Here is a 25,648-nt window from a genome sequence, read left to right as displayed (position 1 = left end):
TGAATTGACATTGCGCCATGCCTGATCATTGATGGGGCGTTGGCCGGCGATGGACGGTCGCCGGTGGAGGTGTCACGACCATGCCGAAAGCGGATGTCACCGCTGCCGCGGGAGATGGAAACTGACTCCGCATCCAGCCCTGACGCCGGGAGGGGCGAACGGGCCCGGGGCGCCGCTGGCGCATTTTCCGGCCGGCGATGCGCGGGGATATCGGGCCGACGGGCTATGCGTCTACAAGGGCATTCCCTATTCGATGCCGCCGACGGGCCAGCGGCGATGGCAGCCCCCGTCACCGGCGCCACGCTGGCCGGGTGTTCGCGAAGCGGTTCGTTCGGGGCCTGGCTGCGTGCAGCCCGCGCGTCGCGCCGCCAGCATCTATGCGAGCCCTCTCGACGAGACCGCGGAGGACTGCCTCTACCTCGACGTCTGGGCGCCGGAAGGCGCGCGCAAGCTGCCGGTGGTGGTCTGGATTCATGGCGGTTCCCTCATCTGGGGCGCGGGCAGCGAGGGGCTGCATGACGGGTCGAATCTGGCGCGGCGCGGCGCCGTGGTGGTGTCCATCAACTACCGGCTGGGCGTCTTCGGCTATCTCGCCCATCCCGGCCTGAGCGCGGAATCTCCCGACGGCGTATCGGGCAATTACGGGCTGCTCGACCAGATCGCCGCGCTGCAATGGGTGAGGCGCAACATCGCCGCCGTCGGCGGCGATCCGGACGACGTCACCGTGGCGGGCGAATCGGCCGGGGCGCTCAGCGTGCTATGCCTGATGGCGGCGCCGGCCGCGCGTGGACTGTTCGCCCGGGCGATCGCCCAGAGCGCCTACATGATCTCGCTGCCGTCGCTGAAGGACGCGCGCAACGGGCACGAGGCCGCGGAGACGACGGGCAGGGGGCTGGCTGCAAACCTTGGCGCCGGAAACCTGGAAGCCTTGCGGGCCATGGACGCCCAGGCGCTCGCCGATGCCGCTCTGCGGTCCGGGTTTACCCCGACCGTCACCGTCGACGGCTACCTCGTTCCGGATCAACTCGTCGACATCTTCGAACGGGGCGAGCACGCGGGGGTGCCGTTGATCGTCGGTTTCAACAGCGGCGAGATTCGATCGCTACCGTTTCTCCTGCCGGCGCTCCCAGCGACGGCCGGCGCCTACGAGGACGAAATCCGGGCGCGCTATGGCGATCTGGCAGAGCGTTTCCTGGCGCAATACCCCTGCGCCGACATCGCCGAAAGCGCACTCGCCTGCGTGCGCGACGCGCTTTACGGCTGGACGGCCCTGAAACTGGCGAACGCCCAGAAGGCGGTGGCCGCGCCGGCCTTCGTCTACTACTTCGACCATGCCTGCCCCGCAGCGCGTGAAGCGGGGCTGCACGGCTTTCATGCCGGTGAACTGCCCTATCTGTTCGGAACGGCGGATCGGATGCCTCCACTTTGGCCCGCCATTCCCGACTCGCCGACCGAACGGGCCCTGTCCCGCGCGATCGGCGACTACTGGATATCCTTTGCCCGGGACGGTGTTCCGACGTCGTCGGGCTGGCCGGACTGGCCGGAACACGCCCGAACGGGCGCATACATGCGTTTCGCCGGGGAGCCCCTTGTCGGTACCGACCTCCTGCCGGGCATGTTCGCGCTCAACGACGACGTGATCGCACGGCGGCGTGCGGCGGGCGACACGCCCTGGAACTGGAATGTCGGCGTGGCGGCGCCGCTCCCATCCCGTCCACCGACGAGGTCAGTCCCGACTGAGATCGTGTGCCGAACCTCGACAGACCCGGGAGGGGAATGACCCTCGGAAGCCACCGTCGGTTGCGCCGCGTGCGGACGGGAGCCGGAATCGTTCGCAGCCCCCCTCCGACCCACACCTGTTGCGCGCGTGCCTCATGGTCGTTCGGACCACATTCCCGCGGAGGACCCCGACGAAGATTTGCTTGCCTGCACATCATTAATTATCTAGTGAGTGAATGGAGCGCAGCGAGGTCGGACGAGGTTCCGGCAGAACCGCTCAGGGCCGCCCGGAGGAGCGGACGGCCGCAGGAACGGCAAGGCGAGCGACCCGTCGAGGCAGTCGCCCGGCGGCACCGGAAGCGCGCGACGGCAGGCGCCGCGACGATCGAGGGAGGAGGCGAAAGCCGCTTCGATCGCCACGGTGGAACATCAAGGGCCGGCAATGCCGGCGCCATTCCAAGGGAGGAGACTGCTATGAGGACATTGATCGGATCGTCGGCGCTCACGCTGGCGCTGCTGGGCGCCACGGCGCTATCGGCGCTGGCGCAGGACACGCTGAAGATCGGCTACGTCGATCCGCTTTCGGGCGGCGGCGCGAGCATCGGCCAGATCGGCATGAACCAGCTCAACTTCATTGCCGACGAGATCAACGCAAAGGGCGGCGTCAACGGCCGGAAGGTCGAGATCGTCGGCTACGACAACCAGACCAACCCGCAGATCAGCCTCGTACAGGTGCAGAAGGCGATCGACGAGGGGATCCAGGTCATCGTCCAGGGCAATGGCTCGTCGGTGGCCGTCGCGGTGTCCGACTTCGTCACCAAATACAACGACCGCAATCCGGGCGCCAACGTCGTCCACCTGAACTATGCCGCGATCGATCCGGTTCTGACCAACGAGAAGTGCAGCTACTGGCACTTCACCTGGGACGCCAGCGCCGACATCAAGATGGAAGCGCTGACCAACTTCATCAAGGAGAAGGAGGACCTCAAGAAGGTCTACCTGATCGCGCAGGATTATTCCTTCGGCCACGCGGTTGCCGGCGCGGCCAAGCGCATGCTGACGGAGAAGCGGCCCGACGTGGAGATCGTCGGCGAGGAGTATCATCCGCTCGTCAAGATCACCGACTTCTCGCCCTATGTCGCCAAGATCCAGGCCTCTGGCGCCGACACCATCATCACCGGAAACTGGGGGCAGGACCTCGCGCTGCTGATCAAGGCGGCGGGACAGGCCGGCCTCGACGTCGACTGGTACACCTTCTATGCCGGCGGCGCCGGTGCCCCGACGGCCATCAAGCAGGCCGGGCTGGAAAACCGCGTCTACCAGATCAACGAAGGCATCAACAACCAGGGCTACGGTCCTGCCGAAGAACGGGCAGGGGCGTTGATGCAGCGCTTCTCCGATGCGCCGATCTACTATCCGCGCATGTTCAACATGATGGACATGGTCTTCAAGGCCATGGTGGAAGCCGGTTCCGAGGATCCGGGCGACTTCGTGCCGAAGCTGGAGGGAATGAAGCTCGACAGCTTCGCAGCCGGCGACGAGGGCTTCATGCGCGCCGACGACCACCAGTTCTTCCAGCCCCTCTACATCTCGACGCTCGGCGCGCTCGAAGAGGGCCAGAAGTTCGACGAGGAGCACACCGGCTGGGGCTGGAAGATGGCAGCTTCGGTCCCCACCGAATCGACCCTGCTTCCGACCAAATGCGACATGAAGCGTCCCTGACGGCCATCTGACGGGCGCCGCCGCGGGCGCCGCCCCGACCTTTCAACCTTTTGGACGCCGCCGTGCCGGCGCCGGGAAGGCGGGATCGTGCTCGAGATCATCTTCGTATCGACATTGAACGGCGTGCTCTACGGCATGCTGCTGTTCCTGATGGCCAGCGGCCTGACCGTCATCTTTTCCATGATGGGCGTGCTGAACCTCGCCCATGCCAGCTTCTACATGCTGGGGGCCTTCTTCGGCTTCGAGATCAGCCGCCGGCTCGGCTTCTGGCCGGCGCTGGTTCTCGCGCCGGTCGTCGTCGGCCTGATCGGGATGGCGGTGGAGCGCTATGGCCTCCGGCGCGTGCACCGGCACGGCCACGTCGCCGAACTGCTGTTCACCTTCGGACTGACCTTCGTCATCAAGGAGGTGGTGGAGATGATCTGGGGCAAGCTGCCCGTGGACTACCGCGTCCCGTCCGGGCTCGACTTCGCCGCCTTCACGCTCTTTTCCGGCAACTATCCCGCCTTCAAGCTGTTTGGCCTTCTGATCTCCGTCGGCATCTTCATCGGCCTGCTGATGGCTGTCCGCCACACGCGCGTCGGGCTGATCGTGCAGGCCGCGCTCAGCCATCCGGGCATGGTCGGCATGCTCGGGCACAATGTCGATCGCATCTTCATGCTGGTCTTCGGCGTCGGCGTGGGCCTCGCGGCCGTCGCGGGCGTCATCGCCGGGCCGATCCTCGTCACCCAGTCCAACATGGCCGGCCTGCTCGGGCCGATCCTGTTCGTGGTCGTGGTCGTCGGCGGTCTCGGTTCGCTCGGCGGCGCGCTCGCCGCCTCGCTGCTGATCGGGCTGGTTCAGACCTTCGCCGTGGCCTTCAACGTGTCGCTGGCCGATCTGTTCGGAGGCACGGCCGCGGGCGCCATCCTGTCCGTATGGCTTGCCGACATCTGGCGGGTGACGGTGGCGCAGATCGCGCCCATCCTGCCCTACCTGCTGCTTGTCATGATCCTGATTTTCCGGCCCCGCGGGCTGATGGGGACGAGAGACACATGACCGACGCCCGTACCCTGCCTCGTACCGACGCGATCGGTGGCCGCCGCCCCGGTTTCCTCGCCCGCCATGCGGTCTGGATCGCGCTGGCCCTGGCGCTTCTGCTCCTGCCCTACCTCTTCAGCTCGCGGCTGGCGCTGTCCACCATGAGCATGATGGGCACGATGATCATCTTCGCCCTGTCCTACAACATGCTGCTCGGCCAGACGGGACTGCTCTCCTTCGGCCACGCGGTGTTCTTCGGCCTTGGCGGGTTCTTCACCGTTCACGTGCTCAACGCGGCCGGTTCCGGCGACTGGCCGATCCCGCTGCCCCTGTTTCCGGTCGTCGGCGGGCTCGGCGGGCTCGCCTTCGGCATCCTGTTCGGCTGGGTCGCCACCAAGCGCGCCGGCACCGCCTTCGCCATGATCACGCTCGGCATCGGCGAACTGGTCGTCTCCAGCGCGCTCATCCTGCGCCGCTTCTTCGGCGGCGAGGAAGGCATCACCACCGACAGGACGGATGTCATGAGCTTCTTCGGCTACGGCTTCGGACCGCAATTGCAGGTCTACTACCTGATCGCGGCGTGGTGCTTCCTGTCCATCGCCGCCATGTACGCCATCACCCGCACGCCGTTCGGGCGCATCGCCAACGCGGTGCGCGACAATCCCCAGCGCACCGCCTTCATCGGCTACGACACAAGCCGGGTGCGCTTCATCGCCTTCAGCCTGTCCGGGCTGTTCGCCGGCATTGCAGGCGGGCTTTCGGTCGTCAATTTCGAGATCGTCAACGCCGCCCAGATGGGGGCGGTCGAATCCGGCTCGGTCATCCTGATGACCTATATCGGCGGCGTCGGGAACTTCGCCGGCCCGATCATCGGCGCCATCCTGGTCACCTGGCTGCAGCTGATCCTCAGCGACGCCACCCAGATCTGGCCGCTCTATGTCGGGCTCCTGTTCATAGGAATGGTCATGTTCGTGCCAGGCGGCATCGCGGGGCTTCTGGCGATGCAGGCGCCGGTGATGGCGGCGCGCAAGCTTCATCGCGTCGTTCCCTTCTACCTCCTCGCGCTGGCGCCCGGGATCGTCGCGCTGGTCGGTCTCAGCGTGCTGATCGAGACCAGCCACCAGTTCAGCATCCGGGCGTCCTACGGCCCGCAGCTCACGCTCTATTCGATCCCGCTCGACGCAACATCGCCCTTGCCGTGGGTGGCAGGTGTGGTTCTGGCGGTGGCGGGCGGCATTCTGTTCATGCGCGCCGAGCGGCTCGCCCGCGATGCCTATCACGCGGCGGTTGCCCAGGGAGGCCAGGGATGAGCGCGACGGCCAAGACACCCATCCTGGAGCTTGCCGGACTGCGCAAGAGCTTCGGCCGGATGGAAATCATCCGCGGCGTGGACCTGGCCGTCGTCCAGGGCGAGCGGCACGCCATCATCGGTCCGAACGGTGCGGGCAAGTCGACGCTGTTCCACCTCGTGAGCGGCCATCTGCGACCGAGCGCGGGCGCCATACGCCTGCGCGGCGAGTCCATCGAGGGCTTGCCGCCCCAGTCCATCAACCGGCGCGGCCTGTCGCGCAGCTTCCAGGTGACCAACATCTTTCCCCGGCTCAGCGTCTGGGAAAACGTCCGCTGCGCCACGTTATGGTCGCTCGGCCACCGATACTCGTTCTGGCGCGATGTCGAACGTCTCGACGACGTGACCCGCCGCACGGAGGAGATTCTGACGGAGATCGACCTGATCGACCGCCGGCGCACGCCAGCCGGAGTGCTGACCTATGGCGAGCAGCGGGCGCTGGAGATCGGGCTGACGATCGCGGGCCATGCCGACGTGCTGCTGCTCGACGAGCCGACCGCCGGCATGAGCCATGCCGAGACCGAACGCGTGGTCGCGCTGATCCGCAAGGTCAGCGAGAAACGCACCCTCCTGATGATCGAGCACGACATGCAGGTCGTCTTCGACCTCGCCGATCGCATTTCGGTGCTGGTCTATGGCGAGATCATCGCCTGCGACACGCCCGCCCGCATCAAGGCGAATGCCGCCGTGCAGCAGGCCTATCTCGGAACGGAGGCGGCGTGATGCTCGAGGTGCGCGATCTCCACGCCTATTATGGCAAGAGTCACATCCTGCAAGGCGTCGACCTCGACGTCGGCGAAAACGAAATCGTCAGCATTCTCGGGCGAAACGGCGTCGGCCGGTCGACGACGCTCAAGGCGATCATGGGCGATCCGGAGCCCCGGGGCGAGATCCGCTTCAGGGGCACGCCCGTCGTCGGACGCAAGCCGCACGAGATCGCGCATCTGGGCATCGGCTTCGTGCCGGAGGAACGCGCCATCTTTCCGACCCTGACGGTCGAGCAGAACTTGCTTCTCGGCATCAAGGGCGGACGGCGTGGCGGGCGCTGGAGCCTGGAAGAGACGTGGAAGCTCTTCCCGCAGCTCAAGGACCGCGCCTCGGCGCCGGGTGGTGCGCTATCGGGCGGCGAGCAGCAGATGCTGACCATCTGCCGAACGCTGATGGGCGACCCCGACCTGATCATGATCGACGAGCCGACCGAGGGCCTTGCGCCGCAGATGGTCGAGCGCATCGGCGAACTGCTCCAGGAGATCGCGCGCCGCGGTATCTCCATCCTTCTGGTCGAGCAGCGGCTGGTCATCGCCATGCGCATCTCGCACCGGGTCTACGTGATGGGTCATGGCCGCATCGTCTTCGAAGGGACGCCGCCCGAACTCGTCGCCAATGACGCCGTTCGCCGCGAGTGGCTCGAAGTGTAGGGCCATCGGGCACGATGGCGGCCGTCCTGCCTTCTCGAATCCGCTTTTCTCACCCCGGCGGTGCTGGGCTCGAGCGCGACAGGACGTGACCTTGGGCTTCAGGCCGCGCGACGCGTCGCCCCGGCATGCGCACCATGATCGGGTTCGCGCACCTGCCTGCGGCGGTTCAGCTTGAACCGGCTGACGAGCTCGGCCAGAATCCTGGCGTTTTCCGCCAGCATCGCGGACACCGACGTGGTTTCCTCGACCATCCCGGCATTCTGCTGCGTCATGCGGTCCAGCTCGTTGACCGACAGGTTGATCTGCTCCAGGCCGGTGGTCTGCTCTCCGGCGGCGCGGTCGATCTCGTTCACATTGGCGTCGATGGTGGTGACGTAGCCGGTGATCTGGGTCAGCGCATTGCCCGTTTCGCCCACGAACTGAACGCCAGCCTCCACTTCGGATGTGGACTTGCGGATGATCTCGGCGATTTCCTTCGCGGCTAGCGCGGATCGCTGGGCCAGTTCGCGAACCTCCTGGGCGACGACCGCGAAGCCCCGACCGGCGTCGCCGGCGCGCGCCGCTTCCACGCCTGCGTTCAAGGCGAGAAGGTTCGTCTGGAACGCGATTTCGTCGATGACTGATACGACCGTGGCGATCTTCTGCGATCCCGCTTCGATGCGGTGCATGGCATCGACGGCGTTGCTCACCACCTTCTGCGATGCCAGCGCGGCGTCCCGGGCATCGCTCGCCTGGGCGCGCGTCTGGCGGATCTTTTCGGACGATGATCGCACGGTCGCGGTGATCTGCTCCAGCGCGGCGGATGCCTGTTCGAGCGCGGCCGCCTGCTGCTGGGTCCGCTGAGCGAGGCTGTCGGCGGACGCGTGCATCTCGGACGCGCCGGCGTTCAGGGCGCGGGTCTTTTCCATCACCTGTTCGAGAACCGACTGGAACAGGCCGATCGAGTTGTTGAAGTCACGGCGCAGGGGCTCGAACTGCTCGGCGAAGGGCACATCGATCGTCATGCGGATGTTGCATTCGGCGAGCCGTTCGAGACCGGCGCCAAGCTGCTCCACGACCCGGGCCAGCCTTGCGGCCTCCTCTTCGCGCTCGGCGAGCCTTGCCGCGCGTTCCTGCTCCGTGCCTTGCTGGGCGAGACGGTTGTCCTCTTCGAGGCGGATGTTGTCGAGCCCAGCCTTCCTGAAGACGGCGAGGCTTTCGGCCATGTCGCCGATCTCGTCCTTGCGACCGGCATAGGGCGCTTCGGTCGAGTAATCGCCTTCGGCGAGCTTGGTCATGAAGACGGACATCCGGTCGATCGGCACGAGAGCCCGGACCCACACCAGCCAGGCGCCGCCGACACAGCTCAAGAGGGTGAAGATGCCGGCGATGAGGGAGACCAGCCCGAGCGAACTGGCGCTTGCGGCCGCCTCGCTTTCCTTGTCGGCAAGGAACGTGGCGGACATGTCGACGAGCTTCACCACCGCCTCGCGGTGGGCGCTGAACTGGTCGCGCAACGTGTTCATGATCGGACCGACATTGCCGCCACTGCGCACTGCCGCCTGGAAAGGACCTTCAATCGTCGCCCAGATCGCATCCGATCGTGGCAGAACGCTGCCTTCCAGCTGCGCGCGCAAATCGTCATGCAGGGGGAACGTCTTCCAGTAGTCCCGCCGCTCGGCGTCTTCTTGCCGTAGCGCCGCGATCCTGGAGAGGTTGCGCGTCGCGAGTTCGGGATGCACCACCGCCTCGTTGGCCAGCAGGTAGGACTCGACGAGGAACATCGGGGGCGGAAGAATATCGGCTATCAAATCCTTGCCGCCGACGATCTGGCCGTACAACGGGCCGTTCACTTGCAGCGTCGTCAGGGCATGGTTCTGGATGCCGACGGTTGCACCGATGCCAATACCTACAAATGCTGCGATTGCAATGACAAGTTGCCAGATCCGGAGAGACATGGAGTATCCTTGTGGATGGAAGGAACGATTGGGAATGGCATGGTTCGCCTGATCATTATTCTTGTATAATATTGCTAACGAACGATTTCGGTCGTGGTGCCCCGCCTGATAATTCCGTCGTCGTTCACACGTTCGTGATGGGCTGCAGGTGGGGGATGTTCATTTGCCGGCTGCCGACCGTCTGGCAGCGAAAAAGCAGCCGACTTTCAGGAACCGGCATGGATGAAGGGCGTATGGGGAAACGCGCGCCGCCTGCCGAGACCGGCGCCGGTCCCGCAGGCGCGACACCCTCCAGGCCTGCGCTGCTGATGCGGCGCGCGGAAGCGCCGCGCTCTGTGCGCCGCAGCCTGCGCGTGTCGGCGGGGTCAGAACGTCAGCTGCTTGAAACGTCGCGTCTGGTCGATCAGGGCGGTCTCAGTCGGCAGGCGCTCCATGGAGCTCGCCCCGTAGAAGCCATTGCAGGCCTTGGTGTTGCGCAGCACGAATTCGGCGTCCTCGGGGTTGGCGATGGGGCCGCCATGGCACAGCACGAGGATATCCTTGCGCACCCGCCGCGCCGCGGCTGTCCAGTCGTCGATGTCGCCGATGCAGTCCTGCAGCTTGCGCGCGGTCTCGGCGCCGATGGCGCCGCCGGTCGTCAGTCCCATGTGGGCGACGAGAATGTCGGCCCCGGCCTCGGCCATCGCCACGGCCTCGTCGGCCGAGAACACGTAGGGCGTCGTCAGCATGTCCTTCTCGGCGGCCAGGCGGATCATGTCCACCTCGTGGCCATATCCCATGCCGGTTTCCTCCAGGTTCTGCCGGAACACGCCGTCGATCAGCCCGACGGTGGGGAAATTCTGCACGCCGGCAAAGCCGAGCGCCTTCAACTGGTCGAGGTGGTGATCCATGATCACGAAGGGGTCGGTGCCGTTGACGCCGGCCAGAACCGGCGTGTGCTTGACCACGGGAAGAACCTCGCGCGCCATTTCGAGAACGATCTCGTTGGCATTGCCATAGGCGAGCATCCCGGCCAGCGACCCGCGTCCGGCCATGCGGTAGCGACCGGAATTGTAGATCACGATGAGGTCGATGCCGCCCGCTTCCTCGCATTTGGCCGAGAGGCCGGTGCCGGCGCCGCCGCCCACGATCGGGATGCCTCGTGCGGCCATGTCATGGAACCGGGCCAGGAGATCGCGCCGGCTGGGACGTCCGGCACGCCCGCCGGTTCTGGACATCGTCTTGTCGTTCATGACGCGATCTTTCGGAATTCCGCGACCACCGCATCGGCGAAGGCCGGCTCGTTGATGTTGAAAGGAAGTTCGACCAGTCGGCGTCGGGGCGTTGCCTCGAATGTCGACCGGATGGCCGCGAACAGGGCCTCGTCGGCTTCCGGATCGTGAAAGGGCAGGCCCGGCGCGTCGATGGCCGAGACGCCACCGAGCGGCAGCAGGAAACACAGTTCCCCCTCGCACCGGTTCAGGCGTTCGGCGATCCAGCGCCCGATCTCGACGTTTTCTTCGGGTGTCGTGCGCATCAGCGTCACCTGAGGGTTGTGGACGTAGAGATTGCGCTGCCGATATCGCTCGGGCACCGTGTCCTTCGCGCCGAAATTGACCATGTCGACGGCTCCGACCGAGCCGACATAGGGCAGCCCCGTGCGCGCCACGGCGCCGAAGCGGTCCTGCGTGCAAGGGAAGACACCGCCCATCAGGAGATCGGCGACCTCGGTGGTGGTGACGTCGATCATGCCCGCGATCAGGCCCGAGTCGGCGAGCTTCTCCATCGACTGGCCGCCGGTGCCGGTGGCGTGAAAGACGTAGGACTCGTAGTCTGGCTCCAGCCGCTCGCGGATCTGGCCGACGCAGGTGGTGGTGACGCCGAACATGGTCATCCCGATGCCGGGCCTGTCGCCGGCGACGGCGGGCGGCTTCCACCTCGCCATGCCGGCCACGGCATGCGCGGCGTTTCCGATGACCTTGCGACTGATCGCGTTCAGCCCGGCGACGTCGGTGACGGAGTACATCATCGCGATGTCGTTGGGGCCGACATAGGGCGCCACATTGCCCGAGGCGACGGTGGAGACCATCAGCTTCGGCACGCCGATCGGCAGGTCGCGCATGGCGGCCGTGACCAGCGCCGTGTTGCCGGAGCCGCCAAGCCCCAGCACCGCGTCGATGTCGTTTCGGGCCGCGAGCCAGATCGACAAGGCCTGTGCCATCGCCGCGACGGCCGCGCCTCTGTCGTCTCCGCCCAGGACGGCGCGTTCGCCCTGCGGGTGCATCGCCGCCACCGCGCGCGCCGGAACGTCGGCCATCGCGCCGTCGCCGCGCGTGCCGACGTCGACGAGAACGACGTTCAGGCCCGCTGCCCGGATCAGGCTTCGGGCATAGTCCAGCTCCTCGCCCTTGGTGTCACAGGTGCCGATGACATAGACCGTGCCCATTGCCGTTGATTTCTCCGCTCTAGTGTCCGTGACTGACGCCGAGATAGCGGCGCTGCGCATCGCGATCCTCGTCGAGCTGCCGTGCGGACATGGTGGTCGCGATCCGCCCGGTGACCATGATCGCCACCGTCTCGGAGACCGAGGTCGCCACCCGCAGGTTCTGCTCCACCAGTAGCACGCCCATCCCCTCCGCGGCGATCTTGCGCAACACGTCGATCAGGTGGTCGACGATGACGGGAGCCAGCCCTTCGGATGGCTCGTCCATGATCACGATGCGGGGATTCATCAGCAGCGCGCGCGAGATGGCAAGCATCTGCTGTTCGCCGCCCGACAGCTGGTTGCCGCCATTCCGGCGACGCTCCGCCAGTCGGGGAAACGTCTCGTAGACGCGGTCGACCGTCCAGGGATGCTCGCCTCGGCGCGCCACCAGAAGAAGGTGCTCGTGAACCGACAGCGAGGGGAACATGCGCCGTCCCTGCGGCACGAGCGCCACGCCCCGGCGCGCAACCCGGCTCGGTCCGATGCCGAGCAGATCGTCGCCGTCGAGCCTGACGCTGCCTTCCTTTGCCGCGACCATGTTCATGATGGCATGGCACAGCGTCGACTTGCCCATCCCGTTGCGGCCGACCAGCGACAGAGGCTCGGCTCCAAGAGTCATGGAAACGCCTTGCAGGATGTGCGCCTGGCCGAAGCGGACGTGAAGGTCGCGGACTTCCAGGAGGGCGCTCATGCGAGAGCCCCGCCGAGATAGATGGCCTGGACCACGGGATCGTCGACGATACGGTCGGGCGTGTTCTCGACGACGATCTCTCCGTCCTTCATCACGGTCACGATGTCGGAATGGGGCAGGGCGACGTCCATGTCGTGCTCGATGAGGATGAGGGTGAGATCGCGCGGCAGGTCGCGGATCAACTTGACGAGTTCGGGCCGTTCGCCGGCCGACAGGCCGGCCGCGGGCTCATCCAGCATGAGAAGCCTCGGGTTCGCCGCCAGGGCCATGCCCACTTCGACCTGCCTGCGCTGGCCGTGAGAGATGGCATCGATCCGCGCCTCCAGGATGTTGTCCACCCGCACCTGCTGCGCCAGAAGGCGCGCCTTCGACAGGGCCGCGTCGCCTCGTGAGGCTTTCCACAGCGACAGGCGGTTGGGCATTGCGCCGCGCACGGCGAGATAGAGGTTTTCCAGCACCGTCAGCCCGGTGAACAGAAGCGAGCTCTGGTAGGTCCGTCCGATCCCCATGCGCGCGCGTCGATGGGGTTTCAGGCTGGTGATGTCCTCGCCGAACAGGTGGATGCTCCCGCCCGTCGGCGGATGGTCGCCGCAAATGGTGTTGAAGAAGGTGGTCTTCCCGGCTCCGTTCGGGCCGATGATGGCCCGCCGCTCGCCGGCCGCCACCGAAAGCGACACGTCCCTGATCGCGCGGAGCGCACCGAAGCTTCGCTCCACGTGGGTTGCCACGAGGGCTGGAACCTTTTGTTCCACTCCAGGGGCCGTGTTCGCAGGGGGGTGATCGGGTTCGTCGGGCATGCTGCACAATTCGGGTCTGAAGGTCGGTCGGCCAGCGCCCTCCCACAAGAGCGGGGAGGGCGCCTGTGCCGGACGATGATCCGGCAGGGAGGATCAGTTGGTGGGCGGGCAGTCGGGGTTGTCGCGCGACGGAGACCCCAGCGCCAGGAACTCGTCGCGGTCCATGCCCATGGTCTGTGTGACGCCCTCAGCCTTGCCGAAGGCCTGGGTGCGAAGCGTGCCGCCATCGTCGACGATGCGCGTCAGGAAGATGTCCGAGATCGCCTGGCGGTTGTCGTCGAGCGCCACGTTGGCGCCCATCGGGTTCTTGAACTCGATGCCGGCGAGGGCCTCCTGGAAGGCCTGCTGATTGTTGGACAGGTCTCCGCCCACCTCTTCCAGCGCCAGAAGCACGGCCTTGGTGTTGGTGTAGTAGTTGAAGGCGTGGATCGACGGCGAATCGAACCCGTCGGGGAAGCGCTCGCGATAGGCGGCCACCCACTCCACCCACATCGGGTCGTCGTTGAGATCGGCGATCGGCCCCGCCGCCAGCATGCCTTCCATCAGCCGCTGGTGCGGGCCGCGGGCGGAGAGCAGTGTCTGGTCGGCCGTGATCGAGCCGCCGATGATCGGCAGTTCGCCGCCAGCCTCGGCATATTGCGTCAGGAAGGCGAGGGCGTCGGTGCCGCCCTGGATGAGCAGAACCGCTCCGGCATCGTCGGGAATGTTGGCGATGATGGAACCGAAATCGGTGGTGTTCAGGGGCGACCAGAGCTTGGTGACGGCGCCGCCCGCCTTGCAGTAGTCGAGCATGAAGCCCATCACCTGCGCGTAGGGGAACGCATAGTCCGCGGCCACGAGCGCGACGTGCTGGATGCCGAGGTCGTTGTAGACGTGGTTGCCGAGCCCGGCCATCCACTGGGTGCCTTCCGTGTTGAAGCGGAAGAAGTTGGGCGATGCGTCGCGCAGCGTGGTGTCGGCGGCGCCCGACGAACCGTTGACGATGGTCTTGCCTTCAAGCGTGCGCGAGTAGTCGCGAAGCGCGATGCCTTCGGCGCCCGAGAGCGGCCCGATGATGATGTCGACATTGTCCTGCTCGATCAGCTTGCGGGCGCGGGCAAGCGCCACGTCGGCCTGGGCATTCGACGATTCCCGGATCCACTCGATCGTCTTGCCATTGATGGTGTAGTCGATCTCCTCGAATGCCATCTCCATGGCGCGGTAGGCGTCCTGCCCGCCGGTGGCAAACGGACCTTCGAGGGTGGTGATCGAACCGATCTTGATGGTCTCCTGAGCGTTTGCGGCCGTCATTCCAGAAAGAGCCAGGGCGCCTGTCGCGAGGGCGATCGCGGTCGAGATTCGCAGTGTCTTCCTGAGCATGTCGTTCTCCCTTTTCTCGTCGTCGTTTGGCCGGTGCACGAAGCGGCCCGGCTCGGTTGGTCCGGCGTGACTGCCGGTTTGTTCCCGCGAGGCTGGGCTCGCGGGGGATCGGTTCGTGTTCAATGCGTGCCGGTTTGCTCCTCCCGTGCCTTCGGTTTCCTCCAGAACAGCAGCCGCTTGCCAAAGCCCAGCACGCCATCCGGCGACACCAGCACGATCACCAGGAACACCAGGCCGATCAGGGTGTTGAAGCGGTTGCGGTCGTAGACGGTGGCGGCAAACGTATCCATCAGCGAGAAGATGACGGCTCCGATGAAGGCGCCGATCGGATGGCCGAGCCCACCGATGACGGACATGACGAGGACGTTGACGGTGGCGGTCATGCCGATCGAGCTCGGCGTGATGCCGATGTTGTAGAAGGTGATGAGCACGCCGCCGCAGCCGGCGATGAACCCCGCCAGGGCGAATGCCGCGACGCGGTGAAGCGCGACGTCGAAGCCGAGGGCGGACACGCGGCGCGGGTTGTCGCGAATGCCTTGCAGGGTCAGGCCGAACGGCGTGCGGACAACGTAGAGCACCAGCAGGTAGAGCAGCGCGGCGACGGTGAGCGAGACGTAGTAGAAGACGAGGTGGGTGCGGAACGGATAGCCGAAGATGTCCGGCCCGAGAATGTTGCGGATGCCCTCGTAGCCGTTGAACCAGTCGATGTTGGATTGCGCGAACAGGCTGAACCCGACTGCCAGCGCCAGGGTGATCATCAGCAGGTAGATGTCGCGTGTGCGCACCGCGATCAGGCCGATCACGCCGCCGGCCACCGTGGCCGCGACCAGCGCGGCGGGCATGGCGAGCCAGTAGCTGAGGGCGCTGGAACTGGCCGGGATGGCCGTCGGCGCGAGAATTGCGACGGTGTACCCCGCGACCCCGGCGATCATGGTCTGCGCGAGCGAGATGAACCCGCCATAGCTTGCCAGGAAGGTCAAGGAGAGGGCGACGATGCCGTAGACCAGCGATCGACCGAGGATGCCGCTCAGCCAGAAGGCGGGCAAGACGAGCGGCAGAGCCAGCATGATGGCCAGCACGACGGCGGTGAGCGCCCACTGCCTGGGAGACATGACGGCCATCAGCCAGTCCTCCCGAGGATGCCCTGCGGGCGTATGGCGAGAACGGCGACCATGATCGCGAAGGTCAGGATGACGGAATAGGTCGGGAAGAGCGCCTGTCCCCATTGCTCGGCAACGCCGATGAGGATGGCGCCGATCGCCGTGCCCCCGATCGAGCCCATGCCGCCGACGATGACGACGACGAGGGAGGTGAGCAGGAACTTGACGTCGACGCCGAGCGCGACGGGCTGCGCGGTCGCACCGATCACGCCGCCGAGCCCGGCGAGGCCCGCGCCGAGCGCGAAGACGGCGACCGAGACAAGCGGCACGTTGATCCCGCAGGCGGCAAGCATCTGCCGGTCGTCGACGCCGGCGCGTACCATGATGCCGAGCCGGGTCTTGTTGAGCAAAACCCAGAGCCCGATCCCGACGGCCAGCGCCAGGCCGATCTGGAACAGGCGGAACGTCGAATAGCGGCCGATGACGGGGACCAGCGTCGGGCCGAACAACAGGTCGGGCGCGAAGAACTGGAACGGGTTGCCGCCGTAGATGGCGAGCAGTTGATCGGCCACGATGATCGACAGACCGATGGTGACCAGGGCCTGGCGCAATTCCTGCCCCTGCATCCACCCGAGGAAGACGACCTGCATGATGACGCCCGCCACCGCCGCCGCGGCCACGCCGGCGACGACGGCGATGTACCACGCGTAGTCGTAGGTCGCGCTCGACGCATAGAGCGGATCGAACACGGAAAAGCCGACATAGGCACCGATCAGGTAAAGCGACCCGTGGGCCATGTTGACGGTGCGCATCAGTCCGAATATCAGCGAGAAACCACTTGCAACGATGAAGTAGAGAGCGGCCAGCGTCAGGCCGTTCAGTGTCACCGTGATCATGTACTGAAGCGTCAATGAAGCCTCCCGTGCGAAACATCGGTGATGTCGCGCGCGCTTTCCAAACTCGTCTGCGGGGACGGTTCCGGCTCCTCCCGAAAGCTTCCCGGTCTGCCATTCGATATTTGCAAGGAAGAGAGCGGCATGCCAGAAGGCTGTTTCCGAGGTTGTGGGTAATAATGGGTAACTTGTCGCCGTTGGTCTCTCAGGATCTGCACGTTTTCGCCCGTCAGCCGGCAGTGGCGCCCCATGGCGGCTTCATCCTGGCGCCGTTCCTGGCCGGTGTTGCCGCGCCGCACCGTGAACTGGTCGGCCTGCTGCCGCTCATGGACGTCAATTCGGCGATGTTCGCTTCATTGCGGCAGTCTGCGCCTGCGGTGGGCGCGATCGCCGGATTGATGCTGGCCGATCCGTTCATGCGTGTCCGCGACGTCGAGCTGGCCTTGCGAGCGGCGGGCGTCGGCCGGGTGGCGAATTATCCCACCGTGCAGCTGATCGACGGCGAGACAGCGCGGGCGTTCGACAGCGCCGAGGTCGGCGTGGCGCGGGAGATGCAGATGCTGTCGGCGCTCCGGGACGCCGGTGTGGAGACCATCGGCTTCGCGACGACCCTGCAGACGGCGCAGACCATTCTGCGTCAGGGTGCGATGGCGCTCGTCCTCCACCCCGGCCTGGCGATGGCCGACTGGCGGGAGCGTGCGGATGCGGGCCTCCGGCTGGTGCGCATGTTGCCGTCGCTTCGCGGCGAGGGGGCTGCGCGCCTGCTGGTCTATCGGCCGCACGGTTTCGGGCATGAACTCGACGAGGCCATCGGCCTGGCCGATGGCGAGGCGCGGATCGTGGATTGAAACTCAGTCGAGAAGGCCGGCGCGGCGCATCTTGTTGTAGAGCGTCTTGCGCGAGATGCCGAGGAACGTCGCCGTCTCGCCCCGACGGAAGCGGTGCCGTCGCAGCGCATCGAGGATCCAGTCCTTCTCGGCCAGCGGTTCGTCGATGCCGAGAGCGGTCTCCGGCGCTTCCATGACGGCGCGCATCACGTCGGAGCTGATCACCCGCCCGTCGCACGTCACCGCCGACTGCTCGACGACCCGTCGCAACTCGCGGGTGTTTTCCTTCCAGTCATGCGCGAAGAGGACGCGATAGCCGTCGGCCGATATCTCGAGCGGGCCCAGGTGTCGCGCCTCGCCGATCATTTCGAGATAGAGCCGCGCATGGGCCGGGAGGTCTTCCAGGCGGTCGCGAAGCGGCTTGATGTCGACGCGCTGCAACCGCTCCGCCAGGCCGCCCGGGATCCGTCCTTCGGCGAGGTCCCGCGGCGTGGCGATCAGCACCAGCCGGCCTTGCGGGCTGTAGCTCCGCGTCCCGCCGATGCGCTCGGTCTCACCGTGTTCCAGCCAGGCGAGGACATGCTGCCGCGCGGTCTCCGTCAGTTCGCCGGCATTCTCGACGATCACGGTCCCCTCCCGCGCATCCAGCGCGCCGCGCCGCCGCACGCGGCCGAAATCGGGCTCCGCGCCGAAAAGGACTTCCTCGAGAGGGACCCCGCGATCCGCTGCGGTCAGCACCGTCAGCGGTCCTTTGCGGTTCGCCAGCGCATGCAGGCTGCGGGCAAGCGTGGTGCGTCCAAGACCCCTCTCTCCCACCACCAGCACCGGAAGGTTCGTCGCGGACAGCTTCACCAGGCGTTCCAGCAACTGCGTGACCCATTGCGACTGGCCTGCAATCCCCGCCAGACGCGCCGCACGCATCGTCTCGCGCGATTGCGCGGCATCGGCCTGCTGCAACACGCCGAACGCCTTGAAGGCGGACGTCATCTGCATGACCGAGAGTTCGAGCGGCATCCGGTCCAGCGTCGAGCCGCCGACGTAGCCGTCCGCCTTGGCGTCGCGACAGACGCGATACATGTCCTCGGGGTTGACGATCGGGCCGCCTTCGACGAGGCAGATCGTCTCGGCGCAGGTCTGGCGGACGGTGTTGAAGATCCGCCGCGCCCGGTCGGCCGCCTCCTCGAGCGTGAACGCCTGCGCGACGGCGCGTGACCCGCCCGCATTCCAGCCGAAATTCAGGCAGAGCAGGTCGACACCGGTGTCGAGGACCGCCTGGATCTCGGCGCGCGTCTTGGCATAGGCGAAGGTGGCCAGCCCCGCCTTGCGGGCCAGCCGCAGCATCTCCACCTCCCGGGCATAGCCGAGACCGGCCGCCTCGAGGGCCCGCCGGAAACGCCCGTCATAATGGATGCTGGTCGGGAAGTTCGCCACGCCGTGATAGCCCGTCGCGGCGATCCGGTCGATGAAGGCGCCGAGGTCCAGGGACGGGTCGAAAACGCAGGCGCCGAAGAACACCGGCACGTTGACGCGATCGAGAATTTCCCGCCGGGCGAAGTGGTCGGTGAAGCGATTGGCGTCGGCGAGCGGCAGCATCGCGGCGATCGAGGTCGCGCCCATCACCCGGTATCGGCCGGCATTCAGGGCGAGCAGGAAGTCTGCGCCGCCGCGCTCGGCCGCTTCCGCGGTCATGCCAACGCCGATCGCCGCGCCCACCAGAGGCTCGACGCTCGACTTGGACCGGAACCGGTGACGCATCGAAGCGGGCATGCGCCCACTCTAGCACGGAGGCCGCCGGCGCCGAAGCATCCCGTTTGCAGTGGGCGACGACCGATCGCCCTCACGCCGCCTGGCGCTCCCAGCTCGGGAAGGGATCCTGGAGATCGCGCCAGCGGCCCGGCATGAAATCCGTCTCCGGCACCAGGCAGGCGTCGAGTTCGGCGCGAATGCGAGCCTCGTCCATCGGGTCGCAGCCGATGAAGACGATTTCCTGGCGCCGGTCGCCCCAGACCGGATCGAGATAGGGCTTCATGGAGGCCCGCCATTCCGGATGATCGGGCCATTGGTGCCGGGGCACCGACGACCACCACAAGCCGCGCTTGCCGGTGCGGATCAGGGCGCCGGCCTGGCTGATCTCGCCGACGTAGTGCGGTCGGGTCGCCAGCCAGAAAAAGCCCTTGGCGCGCACGACGCCGGGCCAGGCGCGGTTGATGAAGTCCTTCAGCCGCATCGGGTCGAACGGCCGCCGCTCGCGATAGACGAAGGAGCGGATGCCGTATTCCTCCGTCTCCGGCACATGATCCCTGAAACCGTTCAACTCCTTGAACCAGAGCGGATGCTGCGAGGCCTTGTCGAAGTCGAAACGGCCGGTGTCGAGCACCGTGTCCAGCGGCGCCCGGCCGAAGTCGGTTTCCACCAGTTCGGCGTCCGGATTGAGCGAACGGATGATCTTGCGGGCAAGATCGAGATCGGCCGGCGGCGTGTCCGACACCTTGTTCAGGACGACCACGTCGGCGAACTCGATCTGCTCGACCAGCAGGTCGACGAGGGCGCGGTCGTCGCCCTCGCCGGCGGTCTCGCCGCGGTCGCGCAGGAAATCATGCGAGGAGTAGTCCTTCAGGAGGTTTGCGGCATCGACGACGGTCACCATCGTGTCCAGACGGGCCACGTCGGACAGGCTGTCGCCGTTTTCGTCGCGGAAATCGAAGGTGGTGGCCACTGGCAGCGGCTCGGCGATGCCGGTGCCCTCGATCAGGAGATAGTCGAACCGGCCTTCCTTGGAGAGCCGGCGAACCTCGTGGAGAAGATCGTCGCGCAAGGTGCAGCAGATGCAGCCATTGGTCATCTCGACCAGTTGCTCGTCGGTGCGCGACAGGTTGGCGCCGCCGTCGCGGACGAGGGCCGCGTCGATGTTGACCTCGCTCATGTCGTTGACGATGCCCGCGACGCGGCGACCCTCGCGATTGTTCAGGACGTGGTTGAGCAGCGTCGTCTTGCCGGCGCCGAGGAAGCCGGACAGCACGGTGACGGGAAGGCGATCTTGCGGTCTGGCTGTGTCGGGCATGGCGAGCCTCCTGGTCTTGCGGATTTACGGACGTGAAGGGAGGGCGCCCGGCCTGAAGTGGCCGGGCGTGGTCGGTGCAGGCCTCTGTCGACGATCAGTGCGCGATCATCTCGCGTACGATTTCGTCTGCGCTCAGCGACGTCGGGTAGTAGGTCGGCCAGTTCGTCACTTCCTCCAGAAGGGCGGCGCGGTCGTTGCCCCAGTAGAGGTGATAGTGGTCGGCGGCGGCCGGCGCGATCTTGTGATCGCTGAACTGGATGTATTGGGGGGCGGCTTCATCGCCTTCGGTCTTCTTGAAGATGAAGCGGACGCCGCGATTGCCCTTCTTGTAGGTCAGGGTCTCGTGGCCGTCGCTGGCATAGCGCGCCGCGAGCGGCTTGCCGCCCTCGAAGAACGTGACCATGTCCCCGTCGATGAGGATCCGTTCGACGGTCGTCTTGTAGCCGACGTCGTAATAGGCCTTGTACTCGTCGGCGCTCATGTTGCCGTGTTCTGCCTTGTGGGCCATGACCGGATCGAGCGTCCCGTCCTGGAGGTAGGGATAGACCGACTGCCAGTCGCCTTCCCAGTCCGTCAGGACGCGCGCCTTGATCTGGTCGTCCTCGAAATAACCCTTGTAGATCTGCTGGGCCGCCTCGTCGTGCGCATGATCGTGGCTGTGCCCATGGTCCTTCGCATGGGCATGGCCGTGATCGTGGCTCGCTTCACCGTCATGCTCGTGGACCTTGCCCGTGCCGCCGACGGCGACGATGTTGAAGGGCTTGCCATCGACGGCGATCTCGCCCGCCTTCTCGAACGAGATGGCGTTCACCAGGTGCAGTTTCGCGTTGAGCGGATCCGTCACGACGACATTGTCGCCGGCGACCGCCAGGCGTGGGCGCGGATCGCTCCAGTGGCCGTCCATCGAGTAGGCGTCGGTGAGCTTGAGCGAGCCCGCGATCGCGCCGTCGAGAACGTCGACCTTGTGAAGCTGGCCATCCTCGGTGATCACATAGGCAAAGCGCGCGCGGATCGGATCGACCGCAAAGTGAACCCGGCGTGTCGGAAGCTGGACGAGCTTGAAGCCGTTGTCGCCTTCCGACGGGTCGATCACGACGATGCGGTCCGCACCGTAATTGCCGATGAAATACTGGAGGCCCTTGCCGCCGATCAGCGTCGAGGAACTGCCGTCGGGAAGCGATGAGCCATAGGACAGGTGTTCGATGACCGGGACGCCGCCGCCCTGCCGGATCAGCAGCAAGCCGGTGTCGCAGGCCAGCGCGTAGAGGCTGCCCGAGCCGGCCGAGCCGTGGAGGCCGGGGCACGCGACGTCCTCGCCAATCTTGTTGCCGTCGAAATCGACCACCCGGGCGCCGATCGGCCGCTTGCTGGCGTCCTCCGGGTTGGGGATCATGACCACGACGTGGTTCTGGTAGGGGACTGCCACGCCATGGTGCGGCGCACCGACGCTTGCCGTGCGGACGTCCAGCTTCTCCTCCAGCACCGCCCTTTCGGTGAACACGCGGACCTGATCCTCGCCGTCGAACCATTGGGCGATGTTGCCCTGCAACTCGACGAAATGGGCCGGCTTCGATCCATCGAGGTGGACAGGGAGCAGTTCCGCGTCGTCGACGTCGATATCGCCGTGATCGCCATGATCGTGGAAGGCGATCCCGCTCTTGATGGCATTGACCTCGCCAGCGCCGCCTTGAACGGCAAACACCGTCTCGCCGCTCGACGAGCGGTGCAGCGTCGCTGGCCCCTTGATCGGGAGCGTGTCGAGCAGGTCGCCGTCGAGCGCATCGATCACCTTCACCACCGGTTCGGCGTGGTCGGACACGAACAGCCGCCAGGCCGTCACGTCGTCCTCATCGGCGATGGCAACACCGCTGCCAAGCGCAACGGCCATGGCAAGTGCGGAGGCACCCTGGATCAGTGGTCTCATTCGTCAGTCTCCATCGTATGGTATAACATTACATTCAAGGACAAATACTGCCCCGTCTTCGACGTGGCCTCAGCGGCCAAAGATCGCCGCGGTGAGCGTGGCGACGTTGCTGCGCATCATCTCGACGTAGCTGGGCGCCGGTCCATCGGGTGCAGACAGAGCATCCGAATAGAGCGTGCCGCCAGGCGCCCGGCCGGCTTCCGAGGCGATCTGTTCCACCAGGCGGGCATCGGCGATGTTTTCGGCAAGCGCCGCCGCCGCCCGCTTCTGCCGGATGTCGGGCGCCCGCCGTATCCTCTCGCTTCGAACGTCTCCCAGTCCGGCGTTCATCCCAACTCCTCGGCTACCCAGTTCTGCGGGCGACGTCAGACGCCGCCCTTGACGGAGCAGTATGTAATGTTATTACGTTCGTCAAATGAAATGTTATACAATAACAGATGATATGCCGATGACGTCGGCGTCGGCGAACGTCCGGGGAAAGCCTGGTGCCGCAATCGATACGGCAGCTCTTCGAGGCTGCGCTCGACAACCGCCCGTCGCATGTTCGGCATCTGCTTTCGAAACTCGGCGCTGGCATGAGCAAGGCGTTCGGCGCTCCCGCGACGGGCAGGATGCAAAGCGGGCAGGGCGGGCGCCTGCCATCAGGAGACCTTGGACATGAGCCGCCTCGTGAACCCTTTGGCCCCGCGCCGGGCGGTTCCCGAACGGACCCGACAGATCAAGGACTGGGTTCGGCAGCTGCACGCCCTCGACGATGACGTCACGGTCTCGGTCACCGAACTGGCCTGCGGCGAGGAGGGCTGCCCCGACATCGAGACGGTGATCGGCATTATGAGGCCGGGACAGAAGATCGAGACCCTGCGGGTGCACAAGCCGATCGCCGAGGTCGAGCGGGAGGATATCGGCTCGCACGGGTGACGAAGCTAAACGGCCCCGGGCTGGCGGCCTTCACGCGATCCTCCGACCTCGCGTCCCGCCGGCCGATGCCCGCATGGCGACCCTGTCAGATCGAGCGCTGGTTCACCCGCTTCGACACTTCTTCGGCGCTCTCGACGCGCTCCGAATAGCGGTCGGTCATGTAGTCGGTCCGGTCGCGCAGGAGCAGTGTGAACTTCACCAATTCCTCCATCACGTCGACGATGCGGTTGTAGTAGGGAGAGGGCTTCATCCGTCCCTCGGCATCGAACTCGTTGAATGCCTTGGCAACCGAAGACTGGTTGGGGATGGTGACCATGCGCATCCAGCGACCGAGCACGCGGAGCTGGTTGACGGCGTTGAAGCTCTGCGAGCCGCCGCAGACCTGCATCACCGCCAGCGTTCGTCCCTGTGTCGGCCGCACGCCGCCGAGCGACAGCGGCAACCAGTCGATCTGCGCCTTCATGATGCCGGTCATGGCGCCGTGCCGCTCCGGCGAGCACCAGACCTGTCCCTCCGACCACGTCGAAAGGTCGCGCAGCTCCTTGACCTTGGGGTGGTCGGTTGGCGCGGAATCCGGCAACGGCAATCCGGCCGGATCGAAGATGCGCACCTCCGCTCCCATCCGGCGCAGGATGCGCGCCGCTTCCTCGGTCGCCAGCCGGGAATAGGATCGCTCGCGCAGCGAACCGTAGAGCATCAGGATGCGCGGCGGGTGCGACGAGCGGGGTGCATCGAACAGCGCGGCCGGATCGATCGAACGGAACTGCGCCTCGTCGATGTTGGGAAGGCTGTCCAGTCGGGCGGTGTCGTCGGTCATCCGGGCTCCTGTCGGCGCAACTCGGGCAGGAGCGCTTTATTTCGAAGATTTTCGAAATAAGAGCTAGGCAATGCCCTGGGGCGCGTCAATCCTTATTTCGAAAATTACGGAAATTAGCGCAGCCGCTGCCCTTCCGCATCGATCACCACCTCGCCGTCGTCCTTGGTGAACGGACCGATGTCCGGGTTCGGCAGGATGTCGAGCACGGCTTCGGAAGGTCGGCAAAGCCTGGTGCCGAGTGGGGTTTCGACGATCGGACGGTTGATGAGGATCGGATGCGCCAGCATCTGGTCGATCAGGTCGTCGTCGCTCCACTTCGGATCGTCCAGGCCGAGTTCCGCATAGGGCGTGCCCTTCTCGCGCAACAGCGCGCGGGGCGTTATGCCCATTGCGGCCACGAGTTCGACCAGCCGCTCGCGGGATGGGGGTGTCTTCAGATACTCGATCACCGTCGGCTCCTCGCCGGACTGGCGGATCATCGCCAGAGTGTTGCGCGACGTGCCGCAATCGGGGTTGTGGTAGATGGTGACGGTCATTCGGTCAGCCTTTCGGAAACCAGTGTTGGGTGCGGTTGGCGAAGGCGACGAGCGACAGCATGACCGGCACCTCGACCAGCACGCCGACGACGGTTGCCAGCGCCGCGCCCGAGTGAAGCCCAAACAGGCTGATCGCGACCGCGACGGCCAGTTCGAAAAAGTTCGACGTGCCGATGAGCGCACAGGGCGCGGCCACGTTGAACGGAACCTTCCAGGCCTTCGCCGCCGCATAGGCGATCGCGAAGATGCCGTAGGACTGGAGCACCAGCGGCACCGCGATGAGCACGATCAGCATGGGCTTGTCCAGGATGACGTTGCCCTGGAACCCGAACAGAAGCACGACCGTAGCCAGCAGTCCGATCACCGAGATCGGCTTCAGCCGTCCGGTGAACTCCGAGACGGCCGCCTCGGCGTTTCCGCCTCCTCCGGCGCGACCGACCAGCCAGTTCCGGGTGATTGCGCCGGCAACCAGCGGAATCACCACGTAGAGCACGGTGGAGAGGATGAGGGTCGCCCAGGGCACCACGATGTCGGTGACGCCGAGCAGAAGCGCCACGATGGGGGCGAAGGCGAAGATCATGATGACGTCGTTCACCGACACCTGCACGAGCGTGTAGGTCGCATCGCCCTTCGTCATCTGGCTCCACACGAACACCATGGCCGTACAGGGCGCGGCCCCCAGCAGGATCAGGCCGGCGATGTATTGCTGGGCGTCGGCGGGCTCGATCCACGGCGCGAAGACATGCTCGAAGAACAGCACGCCGAGCGCGGCCATGGTGAACGGCTTGATCAGCCAGTTGACGACGAGCGTCAGCACGAGGCCCTTCGGGCGATCGCCGATATGGCGCAGGCTGGCAAAGTCGACATTGACCATCATCGGGAAGACCATCGCCCAAATCAGAACGGCGACGACCAGATTGACGGAGGCATATTCGAGTCCCGCCAGGACACCGAACACCCCCGGCAGAAGGGTGCCGAGCGCAATGCCCGCGACGATGCAGAGCGCGACCCAGACGGAGAGCCACTTTTCGAAGAAGCCGATGCCGCCGGGCGCGGCGCGGCCTCTCTCATGCGTGATGTCGGTCATGGAGTACCCT

At 66.0% G+C, this 25,648-nt stretch carries 23 protein-coding genes and 1 pseudogene; 8 read left to right on the top strand and 16 right to left on the bottom strand.

Annotated elements, in window-relative coordinates; all coding sequences use genetic code 11:
* The first annotated feature begins 31 nt into the window (after window positions 1-31).
* The 6 genes from EJC49_RS19890 (at window position 32) to EJC49_RS19865 (ending at window position 7,227) form a co-directional block, all read left to right on the top strand.
* A complete protein-coding gene (locus tag EJC49_RS19890) occupies window positions 32-1,780 on the top strand; it encodes a carboxylesterase/lipase family protein (protein ID WP_342635367.1) in 1,749 nt (582 codons plus the stop codon).
* 413 nt (window positions 1,781-2,193) lie between these two features.
* The gene (locus tag EJC49_RS19885) at window positions 2,194-3,441 is read left to right on the top strand and encodes a branched-chain amino acid ABC transporter substrate-binding protein (protein ID WP_126701682.1); all 1,248 of its coding nucleotides are present in this window, start codon (window positions 2,194-2,196) and stop codon (window positions 3,439-3,441) included.
* A gap of 87 nt (window positions 3,442-3,528) precedes the next feature.
* The gene (locus EJC49_RS19880) at window positions 3,529-4,479 is read left to right on the top strand and encodes a branched-chain amino acid ABC transporter permease (protein ID WP_126701681.1); all 951 of its coding nucleotides are present in this window, start codon (window positions 3,529-3,531) and stop codon (window positions 4,477-4,479) included.
* Window positions 4,476-5,771: a branched-chain amino acid ABC transporter permease gene (locus EJC49_RS19875; RefSeq protein ID WP_126701680.1), complete on the top strand. Its 1,296-nt coding sequence runs from the start codon at window positions 4,476-4,478 to the stop codon at window positions 5,769-5,771. The genes EJC49_RS19880 and EJC49_RS19875 overlap by 4 nt, the downstream gene beginning before the upstream one ends.
* Window positions 5,768-6,532, top strand: coding sequence for an ABC transporter ATP-binding protein (locus EJC49_RS19870; RefSeq protein WP_126701679.1), 765 nt, complete (start codon window positions 5,768-5,770; stop codon window positions 6,530-6,532). The genes EJC49_RS19875 and EJC49_RS19870 overlap by 4 nt, the downstream gene beginning before the upstream one ends.
* Complete coding sequence (locus tag EJC49_RS19865) at window positions 6,532-7,227, top strand: ABC transporter ATP-binding protein (RefSeq protein ID WP_126701678.1); 696 nt, start codon at window positions 6,532-6,534, stop codon at window positions 7,225-7,227. Before EJC49_RS19870 ends, EJC49_RS19865 begins: the two co-directional genes overlap by 1 nt.
* Window positions 7,228-7,325: 98 nt before the next feature.
* On the opposite strand, the gene EJC49_RS19860 is transcribed toward EJC49_RS19865, so the two are convergent.
* The 8 genes from EJC49_RS19860 to EJC49_RS19825 all read right to left on the bottom strand — a co-directional run bounded on the left by EJC49_RS19860 (window position 7,326) and on the right by EJC49_RS19825 (window position 16,486).
* On the bottom strand, window positions 7,326-9,164 hold the full coding sequence (locus EJC49_RS19860; protein WP_126701677.1) for a methyl-accepting chemotaxis protein: 1,839 nt from the start codon (window positions 9,162-9,164) through the stop codon (window positions 7,326-7,328).
* 365 nt (window positions 9,165-9,529) lie between these two features.
* Window positions 9,530-10,396 (bottom strand): phosphoenolpyruvate hydrolase family protein, encoded by an 867-nt coding sequence (locus EJC49_RS19855; protein ID WP_280960056.1) that lies wholly within the window; start codon window positions 10,394-10,396, stop codon window positions 9,530-9,532.
* The gene (locus EJC49_RS19850) at window positions 10,393-11,589 is read right to left on the bottom strand and encodes a Tm-1-like ATP-binding domain-containing protein (protein ID WP_126701676.1); all 1,197 of its coding nucleotides are present in this window, start codon (window positions 11,587-11,589) and stop codon (window positions 10,393-10,395) included. The genes EJC49_RS19855 and EJC49_RS19850 overlap by 4 nt, the downstream gene beginning before the upstream one ends.
* 19 nt (window positions 11,590-11,608) lie before the next feature.
* Window positions 11,609-12,319 carry an ABC transporter ATP-binding protein gene (locus EJC49_RS19845; protein WP_126701675.1) on the bottom strand — a complete coding sequence of 237 codons (711 nt, stop codon included), beginning with the start codon at window positions 12,317-12,319 and terminating at the stop codon, window positions 11,609-11,611.
* The gene (locus EJC49_RS19840) at window positions 12,316-13,047 is read right to left on the bottom strand and encodes an ABC transporter ATP-binding protein (protein ID WP_245453483.1); all 732 of its coding nucleotides are present in this window, start codon (window positions 13,045-13,047) and stop codon (window positions 12,316-12,318) included. The genes EJC49_RS19845 and EJC49_RS19840 overlap by 4 nt, the downstream gene beginning before the upstream one ends.
* A 162-nt stretch (window positions 13,048-13,209) precedes the next feature.
* Complete coding sequence (locus EJC49_RS19835; RefSeq protein ID WP_126701673.1) at window positions 13,210-14,475, bottom strand: ABC transporter substrate-binding protein; 1,266 nt, start codon at window positions 14,473-14,475, stop codon at window positions 13,210-13,212.
* Between the two features lie 119 nt (window positions 14,476-14,594).
* Window positions 14,595-15,596 (bottom strand): branched-chain amino acid ABC transporter permease, encoded by a 1,002-nt coding sequence (locus tag EJC49_RS19830; RefSeq protein WP_126701672.1) that lies wholly within the window; start codon window positions 15,594-15,596, stop codon window positions 14,595-14,597.
* Window positions 15,596-16,486 carry a branched-chain amino acid ABC transporter permease gene (locus EJC49_RS19825; RefSeq protein WP_210211828.1) on the bottom strand — a complete coding sequence of 297 codons (891 nt, stop codon included), beginning with the start codon at window positions 16,484-16,486 and terminating at the stop codon, window positions 15,596-15,598. Before EJC49_RS19825 ends, EJC49_RS19830 begins: the two co-directional genes overlap by 1 nt.
* Window positions 16,487-16,656: 170 nt before the next feature.
* Here EJC49_RS19825 and EJC49_RS19820 point away from each other — a divergent pair, with 170 nt between their 5' ends.
* Entirely contained in the window at window positions 16,657-17,316 is a 660-nt protein-coding gene (locus EJC49_RS19820) for a phosphoenolpyruvate hydrolase family protein (protein WP_170314800.1), read from the top strand.
* 3 nt (window positions 17,317-17,319) lie between these two features.
* Here the strand turns inward: EJC49_RS19820 and EJC49_RS19815 are convergent, their stop codons facing one another.
* The 5 genes and pseudogenes from EJC49_RS19815 to EJC49_RS19800 form a co-directional block, all read right to left on the bottom strand.
* Window positions 17,320-19,062 (bottom strand): phosphoenolpyruvate hydrolase family protein, encoded by a 1,743-nt coding sequence (locus tag EJC49_RS19815; protein WP_126701670.1) that lies wholly within the window; start codon window positions 19,060-19,062, stop codon window positions 17,320-17,322.
* A gap of 70 nt (window positions 19,063-19,132) precedes the next feature.
* Window positions 19,133-20,356 carry a zinc metallochaperone GTPase ZigA gene (gene zigA / locus EJC49_RS19810; RefSeq protein WP_126701669.1) on the bottom strand — a complete coding sequence of 408 codons (1,224 nt, stop codon included), beginning with the start codon at window positions 20,354-20,356 and terminating at the stop codon, window positions 19,133-19,135.
* 94 nt (window positions 20,357-20,450) lie between these two features.
* A complete protein-coding gene (locus EJC49_RS26150) occupies window positions 20,451-21,107 on the bottom strand; it encodes a ZinT family metal-binding protein (RefSeq protein WP_245453485.1) in 657 nt (218 codons plus the stop codon).
* A pseudogene (gene aztD / locus EJC49_RS26145) lies at window positions 21,102-22,244 on the bottom strand (zinc metallochaperone AztD); the annotation flags it as partial. The gene EJC49_RS26150 and the pseudogene aztD, both read right to left, overlap by 6 nt.
* A gap of 105 nt (window positions 22,245-22,349) precedes the next feature.
* On the bottom strand, window positions 22,350-22,610 hold the full coding sequence (locus EJC49_RS19800; protein WP_126701668.1) for a metal ABC transporter solute-binding protein, Zn/Mn family: 261 nt from the start codon (window positions 22,608-22,610) through the stop codon (window positions 22,350-22,352).
* Window positions 22,611-22,937: 327 nt separating this feature from the next.
* Here EJC49_RS19800 and EJC49_RS19795 point away from each other — a divergent pair, with 327 nt between their 5' ends.
* Entirely contained in the window at window positions 22,938-23,198 is a 261-nt protein-coding gene (locus EJC49_RS19795) for a nitrate reductase (protein ID WP_170314798.1), read from the top strand.
* A gap of 85 nt (window positions 23,199-23,283) precedes the next feature.
* On the opposite strand, the gene arsH is transcribed toward EJC49_RS19795, so the two are convergent.
* The 3 genes from arsH to arsB form a co-directional block, all read right to left on the bottom strand.
* Entirely contained in the window at window positions 23,284-24,015 is a 732-nt protein-coding gene (gene arsH, locus EJC49_RS19790; RefSeq protein ID WP_126701666.1) for an arsenical resistance protein ArsH, read from the bottom strand.
* Between the two features lie 113 nt (window positions 24,016-24,128).
* Entirely contained in the window at window positions 24,129-24,551 is a 423-nt protein-coding gene (arsC, locus tag EJC49_RS19785) for an arsenate reductase (glutaredoxin) (protein WP_126701665.1), read from the bottom strand.
* A 4-nt stretch (window positions 24,552-24,555) separates the two neighbouring features.
* Entirely contained in the window at window positions 24,556-25,638 is a 1,083-nt protein-coding gene (arsB, locus tag EJC49_RS19780) for an ACR3 family arsenite efflux transporter (protein WP_126701664.1), read from the bottom strand.
* Between the last annotated feature and the right edge of the window lie 10 nt (window positions 25,639-25,648).

Origin of the sequence: Aquibium carbonis (assembly GCF_003970795.1) — a bacterium.
Lineage (GTDB): Bacteria > Pseudomonadota > Alphaproteobacteria > Rhizobiales > Rhizobiaceae > Aquibium > Aquibium carbonis.
The sequence above is the reverse complement of the archived record's forward strand: the minus strand, read 5'-3'. Positions and strand labels throughout refer to the sequence as shown.